Here is a 13,009-nt window from a genome sequence, read left to right on the forward strand (position 1 = left end):
AGCGGGGCCAGCGACATGACCCACTACAAGAGCAACCTTCGGGACCTCGAATTCAACCTGTTCGAGGTGTTCGGAGCGGACCGGGCGTTCGGCCAGGAGCCGTACTCCGACCTCGACGTCGAGACGGCCCGGACCTTCCTCGCCGAGATGGACCGCCTGGCACGCGAGGACCTGGCCGCCAGTTACACCGACAGCGACCGCAACCCACCGGTCTTCGACCCGGCCACCCACACCGCGCCGCTGCCGGAGTCGTTCAAGAAGTCGTACCAGGCGTTCATGGACTCCGAGTTCTGGCGGCTGGACCTCCCCAACGAGCTGGACGGCAGCAACGCCCCCCGGATGCTGTGGTGGGCGCTCGCCGAGCTGGTGCTCGGCTCGAACGCGCCGATCTGGATGTACGCCTCCGGCCCGTCCTTCGCACACGTGTTGAGCGTCGAGGGCACCGAGCAGCAGAAGAAGTGGGCGAAGCTCTTCGTCGAGAAGCAGTGGGGCTCGACCATGGTGCTCACCGAGCCGGACGCCGGCTCGGACGTGGGCGCTGGCCGGGCCCGGGCCATCCCGCAGCCGGACGGCTCCTGGCACATCGAGGGCGTGAAGCGCTTCATCACCTCTGGTGAGCACGACCTGACCGACAACATCGTCCACTACGTACTCGCCCGTCCGGTCGGCGTAGAGGGCGTCGGTGGGCCCGGCACCAAGGGTCTGTCGCTCTTCGTCGTCCCGAAGTACCACTTCGACGAGGAGACCGGCGAGCTGGGCGAGCGCAACGGCGTGTACGCCACCAACGTCGAACACAAGATGGGCCTCAAGGTCTCCAACACCTGCGAGCTGACCTTCGGCGAGCACGGTGTGCCGGCCAAGGGCTGGCTGATGGGCGACAAGCACGACGGCATCCGGCAGATGTTCATGATCATCGAGTACGCCCGGATGCTCGTCGGCACCAAGGCGATCGCCACCCTCTCCACCGGCTACCTGAACGCCCTGGAGTACGCCAAGAACCGGGTGCAGGGCGCTGACCTGCTCCAGTCGACGGACAAGACCGCGCCCCGGGTCACCATCACCCACCACCCCGACGTGCGGCGCTCGCTGCTGCTGCAGAAGTCGTACGCCGAGGGCCTGCGGGCTCTGGTCTGCTACACCGCCTCCTGGCAGGACAAGGTCGCCATCGCCGAGGCGGCCGGTGACGAGCAGGCCACCAAGCTGGCCAAGCGGGTCAACGACCTGCTGCTGCCCCTGGTCAAGGGCGTCGGCTCGGAGCGGGCGTACGAGCTGCTCGGGCACGAGGCGTTGCAGACCTTCGGCGGCTCCGGCTTCCTTCAGGACTACCCGCTGGAGCAGTACGTCCGGGACGCCAAGATCGACACGCTGTACGAGGGCACCACGGCGATCCAGAGCCTCGACCTGATCTTCCGGAAGATCGTCCGCGACAACGGCAAGGCCCTGATGGCCGTGGCCGGCGAGATCCAGGAGTTCATCACCACCGAGGCGGGCAACGGCCAGCTCAAGGAGGAGCGGCAGGCGCTCGGCAAGGCACTCGCCGAGATTCAGAACATCATCGGCGTGATGACCGGTTGGCTGGGTGAGGCGCAGGGCGGTGACGCCCGGGCGCTGTACAAGGTCGGACTCAGCAGCCGGCGGTTCCTGCTGGCGATCGGCGACGTGGTGGTCGGCTGGCTGTTGCAGAAGCAGGCCGACGTGGCGCTGAAGGCCCTCGCCGGCGAGGTGACGGCGGCGGACAAGGCGTTCTACACCGGAAAGGTGGCCGCCGCCCGGTTCTTCGCCCGCGAGGTGCTGCCCCGCGTCGGCGCGGACCGACGGATCATCGAGAACACCGACCTGGACGTCATGGATGTCCCGGAGGAAGCGTTCTGAGCCACGGGATTCCCCACCGCGACGCGCGATAGCGGCGCGTCGCGGCCCGTGGTAGCCGACAGCCGGCAGGGTTCGCCCTGCCGGCTGTCGTCGTGCTGGCCGTGGTCGTCCGGGGAGTGGGTAAATCCCCCGGCGGCGGGTATCCGTGGCTGACCAGTCCGAGTAGGCCCAGAGCAACCGCACGGGGGAGTGCCGCGCACATGGGCATTGGTAGTGGGATCTTCCTGATCGCGATCGGCGCGATCCTGACCTTCGCCATCCGGGCCAACGTCTGGTGGATCGACCTCCGGGCCGTCGGCTGGGTCTTCATCCTGGCCGGGCTGGCCGTGCTGCTCACCACACTGTGGTTCTGGCAGGACCGTCGAAAGCGGGCACGGACCCTGATCGTGGAGGAGAACCGGCTGTCGCATCCGACCGCGATGATGCCGCCGCCGCCCGATCCACCGCCGCCGACCGCGCCACCGAGCTGAGCGTCCGCCTCAGCCCACACCGCACGCGTCAACCGCGTGCGGTGTGCCGTGTTTCGATCTCGGCCGCGCCACGGCCCAGGCGCGCCCAGGACACGGCCGTCCGGTGCACCACGAGGCCGCTGGTGCGCAGTCCCTCCGGATCCGCCCGGAGCGGGTCGAGCAGTTCGGACAGCAGCGAGATGCCGGGGTTGTGGGCGATCAGCAGGACCGTCGCCGCGCTCGGCGACACCTGGCGGATCAGGCCCAGCAGATCCTCCGGGCGAGCCTCGTAGGCATCCGGTTCGTAGCTGACCGCCGGGGCCGAACCGGTGGGGCCGTTCTCCGACCATGAGCCGGTCATGCCCGCCTGGACGTCGTGCCACGTCTGTCTGGTGCGTACCGCCGCTGAGCAGAGCACCACGTCGGGCAGCAGCCCGTGCTGAGCCAGCCACACCCCTGCGGCTGCGGCGTCCGCCCGACCGCGAGCGGCCAGCGGGCGTTCGACGTCAGGACGGCCCGGGGCGGGTGCTTCGGCCTTGGCGTGCCGCAACAGCACCAGTGTCCGCTCGTGGTGCGCGTCGTCCGCCATGGTTCCAGCTTGCCCGATTGACGATCGGTGTGCCGGGGTAAGTGGGTCGATGCCGCAACCTCATCCGTGGCCGCGGCGGAGTGGAACCAGCTTCGATAGCCAAGGAGACGACGAGATGGGCATCGGTGGCAGTATTTTCCTGATCGCACTGGGTGCGATCTTCGCGTTTGCCGTGGAGGCGAACCTGGGCTGGCTCGACCTGAGCGTCGTCGGCTGGGTGCTGATGCTCGCGGGCGTCGCCGGGCTGCTGGTGACCCTCTACTTCTGGAACTCGCGTCGGCGCCCGGTCGTCGCGCCGGTGCGCGAGGAACGGGTGATGGCCGATCGCGCGGTGCCGGTCCAGGAGGACCGGGTGGTCCAGGAGTACCGCGAGGTGCGCCGGCCCGGCCCCACGATCTGACCCCGACCCGACGGACTCAGCGGGGGTGGTGAGCAACGAGGCTCACCACCCCCGCTGTCGTCGTACCCAGGTCAGGCGAAGAGTGCGAAGTAGATGGCGATGTGGTGGCAGATCGCGGCGACCAACGTGCAGGCGTGGAAGAACTCGTGGTGTCCGAAGACGGTGGGCCACGGATTGGGGCGACGCAGCGCGTAGAAGACCGCCCCCACGGTGTAGATCGCGCCACCGACGGCGAGCAGCACCAGCGCGGTGACCCCGCCCTGGCGGAGGATGTCGGGCAGCATCGCCACGGACACCCAGCCCAGGGCGAGATACAGCGGGGCGGAGACCCACCGGTTGGCGTGCGGCCAGATCAGCTTCAGCGCCACCCCTCCCAGCGCGCCACCCCAGACGATCGACAGCATTATGACGGCGGCCCGGGTCTCCAGCAGCAGCAGGCAGAACGGCGTGTACGTGCCGGCGATGAACAGGAAGATCATCGAGTGGTCCATCCGGCGCATGACCGCGTAGCCGCGCGGGGACCACACCCGACGGTGGTACAGCGCGCTGGTGCCGAAGAGACCGCAGACGGTGAAGCTGTAGACGGCCGCACTGATCAGCGGGGTCCAGCCGGGACGGGTGGCGGCGATCGAGCAGAGCACGATGCCGCAGACCAGGGCGACGAAGAAGGCGTACGTGTGCAGCCAGCCGCGCATCCGGGGTTTCCCGATGTCGACCGGCTTGAGCCGGGGGCGTGCTGAGGTGGTCACGTCAATAGGTTACGGCAGCGTAGGTTACTTTCGGGTAGTGCATCTGGTCACGCCCCCGCGACCAGCGGACGACGCGGCAGCGGAGGCGTTTACGAGAAGATAGCGGAATGCGGATCAGACGGGTCGGCACGCACGCCCTCCTGCTCGACCTCACCCTGCCGGAGGAGACCGATCCCCCCGCCGCGCCCCGCCGTGACACCGACGTGAGCGCCATCGTCGAGGCGTGGCGGGCGGAACTGTGGCGACGGCGCGAGCTGGGCGAACTGTCCGCCGTCGAGATCGTTCCGGCGGCCACCACCGTGCTGCTCGACGGCGTCGCGGATCCGTCGGCCACCGCCGCCCGGATCGCCGGCTGGACCGTCGCACCGTCCGCCGACACCGAGGCGGCCGAGCCCGGTGCCACCGCCGCCCACCTCGTCCGGATACCGGTGACCTTCGACGGAGCGGACCTGCACCGGGTGGCGGAACACTGGCGCACAGACGTACCGCACGTCGTGAGCCGCCTACGGGAGACCGAGTTCCAGGTCGCGTTCTGCGGTTTCGCACCCGGCTTCGGGTACCTCACCGGGCTGCCCGCCGAACTGACGGTGCCTCGGCTGCCGACGCCCCGTCCCCGGGTACCGGCCGGGTCGGTGGCCCTGGCCGGGCGGTACGCGGGGATCTACCCCTCCGCCTCCCCCGGCGGCTGGATGCTGGTCGGACGGACCGAAGTAACCCTGTTCGACGTGACCGCGGACCCACCGGCACTGCTCAGCCCCGGCACCCGGGTCCGGCTGGTGCAGCAGTGACCGGCCAGGTCGAGGTGCTCCGGGCCGGGGCGTTGACCACCGTGCAGGATCTCGGCCGACCCGGTTGGGCGCATCTCGGCGTACCCCGATCCGGTGCGCTCGACCCGGCGGCCCTGCGGCTGGCCAACCGTCTCGTCGGCAACCCGGAGACCGCCGCCGGACTGGAAATCACCCTGACCGGCTGCGAGCTGCGCCCCACCCGGGCCACCACCGTCGCCGTGGTGGGCGCCGAGGCCGACGTACGGGTCGGCCACCGTCCCGGCGACACCGGGCGTCCGCTGGCCGTACCGGGCGGGGCGGTGCTGCGCATCGGTCCCGCCCGACGGGGCCTGCGCTGCTGGCTCGCGGTGGCCGGCGGGATCGCCGTCGCGCCGGTGCTCGGCAGCCGCGCCACCGACACCCTCGCCGGGATCGGACCGGCCCCACTGCGCGACGGCGACCTGCTGCCGCTCGGCACCCCCGCCGGACCACCCGCCCCGGTCGACGTCACCGTGCCCGTGGCAGCCCCCGCAGAGCTGTCGCTCACCGTCCGGCTCGGACCCCGGCACGACTGGTTCACCCCGGCGGCGCTGAAGACGCTGCTCGGTACGGCGTACCAGGTGAGTCCGTTGAGCAACCGGGTCGGCGTACGCCTCAGCGGCGCACCGCTACCCCGCGCGGTGCCCGGGGAACTGCCCAGCGAAGGGCTCGTCCTCGGTGCGGTGCAGGTGCCGGCGGACGGTCAGCCACTGGTCTTCCTCGCCGACCACCCGACCACCGGCGGATACCCGGTCATCGCGGTGGTGGACGACGTGACGCCGCTCGCGCAGGCCGGGCCAGGCACTACGGTCAGGTTCCATGGACCTCAACGCTGACCTCGGTGAGGGTTTCGGCATCTGGCGTCTCGGCGATGACCAGGCCCTGCTGAACCTGGTCACCTCCGCCAACGTCGCCTGCGGCTTCCACGCCGGAGACCCGGCCACCATGCGCCGGGTCTGTGCCGCCGCAACGGAGCGGGGCGTCGCCGTCGGAGCCCAGGTCGGATATCGGGACCTGGCCGGCTTCGGTCGGCGGCACATCGCGTACGAGTTCGCCGAACTACGCGACGAGGTGCTCTACCAGCTCGGCGCGCTCGACGCCTTCTGCCGGGCGTACCGGACCCGGGTCCGCTACCTCAAGCCGCACGGCGCGCTCTACCACGCGGCGGCCAGCGAGGAGATGCCCGCAGCGGCCCTGGTGGCCGCGCTCGACGACTACGACCCGGAGCTGCCGGTCCTCTGCCCACCCGGATCCGTGCTGGCCCAGCTCGCTCAGGGCGCCGGCATCCGGGTGGTGGCCGAGGGGTTCGCCGACCGCAACTACCTGCCCAACGGCCGCCTGGTGCCGCGCACCGCACCGGACGCACTGGTCACCGACCCGCAGGAGGTGGCGCGCCGGGCGGTACGGATGGCCACCGAGCGGGTCGTGGTGACCGTCGACGGCAGCACGGTCCCGTGCGCGGTGGAGTCGGTGTGCCTGCACGGCGACAGTCCCGGCGCGGTGGCCGCCGCGGAACTCGTCCGCGCCGCGCTCCTCGACGCCGGCGTCACCCCCACCCCGTTCAGCTGAGAGCGGGTCCTCAGCCCGCGTCCATGCCCCGCAGGACCAACGGCAGCCGCGCGGCACCGCCGTCGACCACCCGCACCGGTACGCCCCAGTCCTGCCGGGTCAGGTGGCAGGCCGCGTGCTCCACATCGGCGTCACAGGTCGCCGCCTGGGCGGTCACCTGAAGCACCCCGCCGGACACCGAACCGTCGATCACCAGACGGCGGGACAGCTCCGTGCCGGTGCCGGCACCCTCGACCAGCAGCTCCGGCGGGGACGCCGAGACGACGAGCCGAGTCGACGGCCCGAAGGTGTCGTCCAGCTTCTGTCCGGGTGCCGGGGTGAAGACGACATCCAGGACGACCTCGCCCACGGCCAGATCCGTCGGCTTGCGCTCGGTGCGGTGCCGGGGACCGTCGACGGTCTCCGCACCCGCCGCCGACAGCGCACCGGGAGCCAGCCGGGTGATCCGGTGCGCCGCCGACTCCACCACCAGCACCGCGCCGTCGGCGGTGAGGACCAGGTCGCTCGGCTCGGCCAGCCCGGTGGCGACGGTGGCGACCTGATCGTCGGCCGGGTTGTAGCGGCGCACCGCGCCGTTGTACGTGTCGGCGATCAGCACCGAGCCGTCGGGCAGGGCGCAGACCCCGAGCGGATGCTGAAGCAGAGCGTTCGCCGCCGGGCCGTCCACGTGGCCGAAGTCGAACAGGCCCTGACCGACGGCGGTACCCAGGACGCCGTTCTCGACGTAGCGGATGGCGCTGGTCTCGCTGTCGGCCACCCAGAGCCGGCTGCCGTCGGTGGCGACGGCGAGCCCGGACGGCTGGGCCAGCCACGCCTGCGCCAGCGGCCCGTCACGCAGCGCCTCCACTGTGGTGCCGGCGTACATCCCGGCGGTGCGCTTGATCGGGTCGAACCACCAGAGCTGGTGGATACCCGCCATGGCAATGATGATCTTGTCGTCGTACCAGGCGAGGTCCCAGGGCGAGGAGAGGTCGACCGAGAGGGCGTCGTGCGCGTGGTCGTCGACCGTCGAGCGCCACTGCCGCCCGCTGCCCGCGACGGTGTGCACCTCGCCGGTGGACAGCCGTACTCCCCGCAACAGATGGTTGACGGTGTCGGCGACCACCAGGTCGTAACCGGCGACCTCGGCCACCTGTTGCGGCAGCAGGCACAACCCCTGAGGCTCGGAGAAGGTCGCGGCAGCGGCGGAGCCGTCGGTCCGACCCCGCTCGCCGGAGCCGATGGTACGCACGACGGTGTCCCCGTCGGTGCCCAACTCGACCAGGCGGTGCCGCGTCGAGTCGGAGACCAACAGGTTGCCGTCGGGCAGGGCCACCGCCTTACCCGGGAAGCGGAGCGTGGTCTCCGGCTCTGCGGGCGGGACGTACGGACCGTCTCCCCGGTGCAGGGTGCCCTTCGCCTCGTGCGTGGCGATCAGCTCGTCGATCAGCCGGGCCAGCCCGTCCGCGTGGCCCTCGCCCGCCATGGTGGCGACCACGTATCCCTCGGGGTCGATCACCGCGAGGGTCGGCCAGGCGCGGGCCGCGTACTGCTGCCACATGTCCAGCTCGGGGTCGTCGAGCACGGGGTGGTGTACGCCGTACCGCTCCACGGCGGCGGCCAGCGCGTCCGGGTCCTTCTCGTGCTCGAACTTCGGCGAGTGCACGCCGATCACCACCAGCACGTCGGCGTACTTCTGCTCCAGGGGACGCAGCTCGTCCAGGACGTGCAGGCAGTTGATGCAGCAGAAGGTCCAGAAATCGGCGATGACGATCTTGCCGCGCAGGTCGGCGAGGGTCAGCTCTCGTCCGCCGGTGTTCAACCAGGCCCGACCTCGAAGCTCGGGAGCCCGTACACGTGCACTCATGACCCCATCGTGCCCTACCAGCGGCGGGCAACCGGCTTGAAGGCAGGTCGGAGAGGCGTACCCGACATCGCCGTGGAATCTCGTCGCGGTTCGTCGGACAGAACGAGGCGGGGCCACGGTCGCCCGTGACCCCGCCGACGATCACACGGGCTCAGCCGGCGGCCGCCTCCTTGAGGCAGAGCACCGGGTTGGCGGTGGCACCCCGGAGGTCGACGTGCGGCATGGCCGGATCGGGACACTTGTCCTTCGACTCGACCTTGGACACCACGCTGAACGCCTCCGGTTCGGCGCAGTCGGCGGCCACGGCGGTGTTGCCGGAGCGCTTGACGCAGGAACCGACCGGCGGGTCGAAGGCGTTCGCGTCGTCCGATCCGCCGATCATGCCGAGGAGCATCAGCAGGCCGAGCGGGATCGCCAGGATGAGCACGGCGGCGACCAGCACCGCGGCGAGCACCCGGCCGTTGCGTACCTTGGGCGTCGGTGCCTCCGGCGTCGGCTCGGCGACCGGCTTGAACGCGTCGAAGCGGCCCTGCTCCCCATCGTCTGCCCCGGCACCCGGCCCCGGGCTCCACGGCGGCGCGGACTGCGGCGGCGGGGGGAACGCCGGGTTGTGCTCGCCACCCGGCTCCGAGCGGACGGGAGAGCCGTAGGTGCCGCCCGGGTGCTCGGGCGGCCCACCGAACGGGTCGTTACCCGGGCCGCCGAACGGGTCACGCGGCGTGCCCGCGAACGGGTCGGCCGGCGGGTCCGCGTGCGGGCGTACCCCGTTGACCGGACGGTTGGTGGCCGGGGCGTCCACGAAGGACGGAATCCCGGGCGGGAAGGCGGGTGGGGCGGCCGGTGAGGCCGGGGCGGCCGAACCCGCGAAGGCGTTGGGCCCACCCATTGGTGCTTCCCGGTCGGGGAAGTGGGGCTCCGGTGCCGGTTCGAACCGCTCCGGGCCCTGGTCGCTGCGCTCCGGACCCTGGTTGAAGTCGAACCGACCCGGGCTCTGGTCGAAGCGGGGCACCAGCGGCTGTTCGCCGTGCTCCTGGGGTGGCTCCTCGGTGTGCTCGGTCCGGGCCGGTCGGCCGTACACCCGGGGTTGTGGTGCGGGTGAGCCGGTCGGCCGAACCGCGTGGTCCGCCGGGGGCATGACCCGACTGGACAGCGGCACGGAGGCGCTCGCCGCGACGCCGCTGCCAGCGCCCGGGGTGGCTCGGCCCTCGGCCTCCGGTGAGGTGCGCGGCGCCGGGATGGCCGGGGACTGCGGATCGTCGGACCGGGTCTCCGGCTGGCCCCAGCCAGCCGCCTGGTCGGCCGCTGGGCTGGCGGGTTCGTCGGTGTGCGGCGCGGGCGGGGCGAAATCCGCCGGTGGTGTGGCGGCCAGGCTGGCACCCGGCACTCGTGGCTCTTGCGGCGGCAACGGCACCTTGTTCGCCGGAGAGATGCCCGGTGCCGGTGCGGGCTGGTAGACCGGGGCAGCATCGGACCGACCGGCGTCGGCCTCGGGGTTGGTCCGAGGCGTGCCAGGCTCCGCCGCTGCCTGGCCCCACGCCTCACCTGGCGCCCACGGCTGAATGTCGGGCGTGGAGGGCCGGTCGGCGGCGTTGCGGGAGGGGAGCGGCTCGGCCGACGGAGTCCAGGACGGCTGCGCCGGGTTGCCACCGGCCCAGCCGGTCGGCTCCTCCCGTGGCGGCGTGGCCCACTCGGGCTGTGCCGGTCGGTCACCGCCCGGCTGCCAGCCCTCGGCCTGCTGCTCGCCGCCCCAGCCACCGGCGGCGGGCTCTCGGCGCTGGCCGGTCGCCCAGCCGGGCTGTTCCGGTTGCTCGGACGGCCATGCCTCGGTACGGGACGGCCCGTCGGTGGGCCGCTGCTGCTGACCCGCGTCGGGAATCGGCACCTGGGCACTGGCCCGGGCCACCGGCTCGCGGGTGGGCATCGGCTGGTCGGCCTGTGCCCAGGCGGGCTGGGCGGGCTCGGGTTGCCCTGGGGCCGAAGCCCAGTCGGGAGCCTGCTGGTCGGGGCGCGGTGGGTTGGCCCAGTCCGGCTGCTGCGCACCGGCCCACCCGTTGGGTGCCGACTGCTCCGGTGCGGACTGTCCGCCGTTCCAGTCGGGCTGTCGCGCGGCGGGCTGGTTGGCAGCCCAGTCGGGCTGACTCGCGGCGGGCTGGTTCGACGACCAGTCCGGAGACTGCCCGTTGTCTCCAGTGGCGGGACCGTTGGCCCAGGCAGGCCCGGCCTGGGCGCCGTTTGCCCAGGCAGGTTGATCCGATGTGGGCGGTGCGCCCGGGGCCCATCCCGGGCCGGGCTGCTGCGGCTGGTCGCCGGGGGACGCCCAGGCCGGTTGGTTACCGGCGGGCTGGTCCCAACCGCCGGGCGTGGCTTCTGCCTGCCGGGTCGCCTGGGCGCTGCCCCACGCGTTGCCCGGCTGGTTCGCCCAGGCTGGTGCGGATGTGTCCGGCCGGGCGGGTGGCGGTGGGGCCCAACCGAGGTCGGGGGCGGATGCGTCGTACCCGTTGCCCTGCTGAGCTGGTCGGTCGCCGTACGGTGCCGGTCCGCTGCCGCCCGGCGGCACCTCGTCCGGCTCCTGGCCGGGGCGGTGCGGGCCCTCGGACGTCATGTGTGCGCCTCCTCCATCACATGTCGGCCGCCGTTGCCGATGGTCTCGGCAGGACAGCCGGCGGTGCCGGCGTACCGGCCGTGCCGGCTCCCCGCACCGTAACCCGGTAGCCGCTGGTGGGCTTCCGGGGAGCTCGATTGTCACTGTCCGTCGCCGGGCGGTGTCGAGGTGCTTCTGTCGCCTCGGTCTGTCCCCGAGCACGGACGACGACCGAGCCCCACCGTACCGGGCGCTGCGGCGGGGCGGTATCCCGGTGTCAACGCCCGGTCGTAACGCCGACGACCCGCCCGGTACACCGGGCGGGTCGTCGATCTGGAGGAGGCGGATAACGTCGTGTGGCGTCAGTGCATGTGACGCTGGGCGATGGCGAGGATCTCGTCACGGACCGCGGGCGAACTGGCGGAACGCAGGGCCCGCTCGATGGCGCGGGCGCGGCGGTTGGCGTCGCGGCGGTTGCGGATTCGCTCGATCATGCTCATGGGGGTTCTCCTCCTGGACTATTCGGTTGTCGTCCCGTCGTCCTCTCCATTGAAGCGCAGCGCACCGTAGATTGCCACCGATTAGTAGGTGAGTTGGGCCACCAGCCTACGAATCTTCGGCCAGGGGTGGCAGCGGCCACACTTTTCCTTCGACCAACGGAAACGGCCGGTGTGCCGGGGAGCAACCCCCTGCACACCGGCCGTCGCCGTCGTGAGGTGTCAGGTCCAGGCGAGCAGCGCCGCCTCCGGATCGGTGAGGAAGTCACCCACGTCGCGCAGGAACTTCGACCCCAACTCGCCGTCGATGATCCGGTGGTCGAAGGAGAGACCGAGCGTGGTGACCAGGCGCGGCTTGACCTTGCCCTTGTGGACCCAGGGCTGTTGGCGGACCGCGCCGAAGGCCAGGATCGCCGACTCACCCGGCGGCAGGATCGGAGTTCCGGTGTCGACTCCGAACACCCCGACGTTCGTGATCGTCAGGGTGCCACCGGACATGTCGGCCGGTGAGGTCTTCCCGGCCTTGGCCGTCTGCACCAGGTCGGTCATCGCGTCCGCCAGCTCGCGCAGGGGCAACCGGCCGGCGTCCTTGATGTTCGGCACGATCAGGCCACGTTCGGTGGCCGCCGCGATGCCCAGGTTGACGTAGTCCTTGACGATGATCTCGTCGCCGGCCCAGCTGGAGTTGACCATCGGGTGCCGCCGGACCGCCAGCAGCACCGCCTTGGCGACCAGCAGCAGTGGCGAGACCCGTACGTCACGCCACTCCCGCCGCTCGCGCAGCCGGTCCAGCGCCTTCATCGCCCGGGTCACGTCCACGGTCAGGAACTCGGTGACGTGCGGAGCGGTGAAGGCCGAGCGGGACATGTTCTCGGCGGTGAGCCTGCGTACTCCCTTGACCGGAATGCGTTGCTCGCGGTCCGTGCCGAAGCTCGCGGTCGAACCGGCCACGGTGGTGACCGTCGCCGGGGCGGTGGCCGCAGGGGCCGCCGCCCGCTGGACGTCCTCCCGGGTGATCGAGCCCGACGGGCCGGAGCCGGTCAGCGTGCTCAGGTCGACGCCGAGGTCCTTGGCGAGCTTGCGCACCGGCGGCTTGGCCAGCACCCCGTTGCTTCGGCCGTTGCCGGGCACGGTGGCCTGGACCGGTGCCGGCACGACCCGCACCGGTGCGGTCGGTGCCGGGGCGGAGCTCTTGCGGGGGCGACGCTTCGCCGCCGTGGTACGCGGCCCGTAGCCGACGAGAACGGCGGTGCGGCCACCCGGGGCGGGACCGCCGATCAGGCCCGGCTCGACCGCGCCCTCGGTCGGCGCGACCTCCACGGCGGCCAACGACGCCGCCGACGGGGTGGGCAGGTCGGTGGCGGATGCACCGGTGGTGGACTGCTCGACCGGACCGGCGCCCGGGTCGGTGTCGATCGCGATGATCGGGGTACCGACCTCGACTGTGGCGCCCTCCGGATGGAAGATCGCCTGGACCTGGCCGGCCCACTTCGCCGGAATCTCCACGGCCGCCTTGGCCGTCTCCACCTCGACGATCGGCTGGTTCAACTCGATCGTGTCGCCCACCTTGACCAGCCAGGCGAGGATCTCGCCCTCGGTCAGGCCCTCGCCCAGGTCGGGCAGGTTGAACTCCTTGATCCGCGACATGCCG

The 13,009-nt window shown here is 71.8% G+C and carries 12 protein-coding genes; 6 read left to right on the forward strand and 6 right to left on the reverse strand.

The genetic code is table 11. From position 1 onward, the window contains the following. The first annotated feature begins 15 nt into the window (after positions 1-15). Complete coding sequence (locus FF096_RS10855; RefSeq protein WP_155217075.1) at positions 16-1,872, forward strand: acyl-CoA dehydrogenase; 1,857 nt, start codon at positions 16-18, stop codon at positions 1,870-1,872. 200 nt (positions 1,873-2,072) lie between these two features. Further along, on the forward strand, positions 2,073-2,342 hold the full coding sequence (locus FF096_RS10860; RefSeq protein ID WP_088996804.1) for a DUF6458 family protein: 270 nt from the start codon (positions 2,073-2,075) through the stop codon (positions 2,340-2,342). A 28-nt stretch (positions 2,343-2,370) separates the two neighbouring features. Here the strand turns inward: FF096_RS10860 and FF096_RS10865 are convergent, their stop codons facing one another. Continuing rightward, a complete protein-coding gene (locus FF096_RS10865; protein WP_155217076.1) occupies positions 2,371-2,910 on the reverse strand; it encodes a histidine phosphatase family protein in 540 nt (179 codons plus the stop codon). A 115-nt stretch (positions 2,911-3,025) separates the two neighbouring features. Between FF096_RS10865 and FF096_RS10870 the strand changes: the two genes are divergently transcribed. Further along, entirely contained in the window at positions 3,026-3,310 is a 285-nt protein-coding gene (locus FF096_RS10870) for a DUF6458 family protein (RefSeq protein WP_155217078.1), read from the forward strand. Between the two features lie 71 nt (positions 3,311-3,381). On the opposite strand, the gene FF096_RS10875 is transcribed toward FF096_RS10870, so the two are convergent. Beyond that, positions 3,382-4,059 carry a hemolysin III family protein gene (locus FF096_RS10875; RefSeq protein ID WP_309223064.1) on the reverse strand — a complete coding sequence of 226 codons (678 nt, stop codon included), beginning with the start codon at positions 4,057-4,059 and terminating at the stop codon, positions 3,382-3,384. A 107-nt stretch (positions 4,060-4,166) separates the two neighbouring features. Here FF096_RS10875 and FF096_RS10880 point away from each other — a divergent pair, with 107 nt between their 5' ends. Genes FF096_RS10880 through FF096_RS10890 form a run of 3 tightly spaced genes read left to right on the forward strand, consistent with a single transcriptional unit; the run spans position 4,167 to position 6,434 of the window. Beyond that, the gene (locus FF096_RS10880) at positions 4,167-4,847 is read left to right on the forward strand and encodes an allophanate hydrolase subunit 1 (protein WP_155217080.1); all 681 of its coding nucleotides are present in this window, start codon (positions 4,167-4,169) and stop codon (positions 4,845-4,847) included. After that, complete coding sequence (locus FF096_RS10885) at positions 4,844-5,701, forward strand: biotin-dependent carboxyltransferase family protein (protein WP_309223065.1); 858 nt, start codon at positions 4,844-4,846, stop codon at positions 5,699-5,701. Before FF096_RS10880 ends, FF096_RS10885 begins: the two co-directional genes overlap by 4 nt. Next, complete coding sequence (locus tag FF096_RS10890) at positions 5,685-6,434, forward strand: LamB/YcsF family protein (RefSeq protein ID WP_155217082.1); 750 nt, start codon at positions 5,685-5,687, stop codon at positions 6,432-6,434. The genes FF096_RS10885 and FF096_RS10890 overlap by 17 nt, the downstream gene beginning before the upstream one ends. 10 nt (positions 6,435-6,444) lie before the next feature. On the opposite strand, the gene FF096_RS10895 is transcribed toward FF096_RS10890, so the two are convergent. The 4 genes from FF096_RS10895 to FF096_RS10905 all read right to left on the reverse strand — a co-directional run bounded on the left by FF096_RS10895 (position 6,445) and on the right by FF096_RS10905 (position 13,005). After that, positions 6,445-8,280, reverse strand: coding sequence for an NHL domain-containing thioredoxin family protein (locus FF096_RS10895; protein ID WP_155217084.1), 1,836 nt, complete (start codon positions 8,278-8,280; stop codon positions 6,445-6,447). A gap of 151 nt (positions 8,281-8,431) precedes the next feature. Continuing rightward, positions 8,432-10,882 carry a hypothetical protein gene (locus FF096_RS10900; RefSeq protein ID WP_155217086.1) on the reverse strand — a complete coding sequence of 817 codons (2,451 nt, stop codon included), beginning with the start codon at positions 10,880-10,882 and terminating at the stop codon, positions 8,432-8,434. Between the two features lie 341 nt (positions 10,883-11,223). Next, positions 11,224-11,361: a hypothetical protein gene (locus FF096_RS26320; protein ID WP_165521953.1), complete on the reverse strand. Its 138-nt coding sequence runs from the start codon at positions 11,359-11,361 to the stop codon at positions 11,224-11,226. 219 nt (positions 11,362-11,580) lie between these two features. After that, the gene (locus FF096_RS10905) at positions 11,581-13,005 is read right to left on the reverse strand and encodes a dihydrolipoamide acetyltransferase family protein (RefSeq protein ID WP_155217553.1); all 1,425 of its coding nucleotides are present in this window, start codon (positions 13,003-13,005) and stop codon (positions 11,581-11,583) included. Positions 13,006-13,009 lie beyond the last annotated feature (4 nt).

Source organism: Micromonospora sp. CP22 (assembly GCF_009712475.1).
Classification (GTDB): domain Bacteria; phylum Actinomycetota; class Actinomycetes; order Mycobacteriales; family Micromonosporaceae; genus Micromonospora.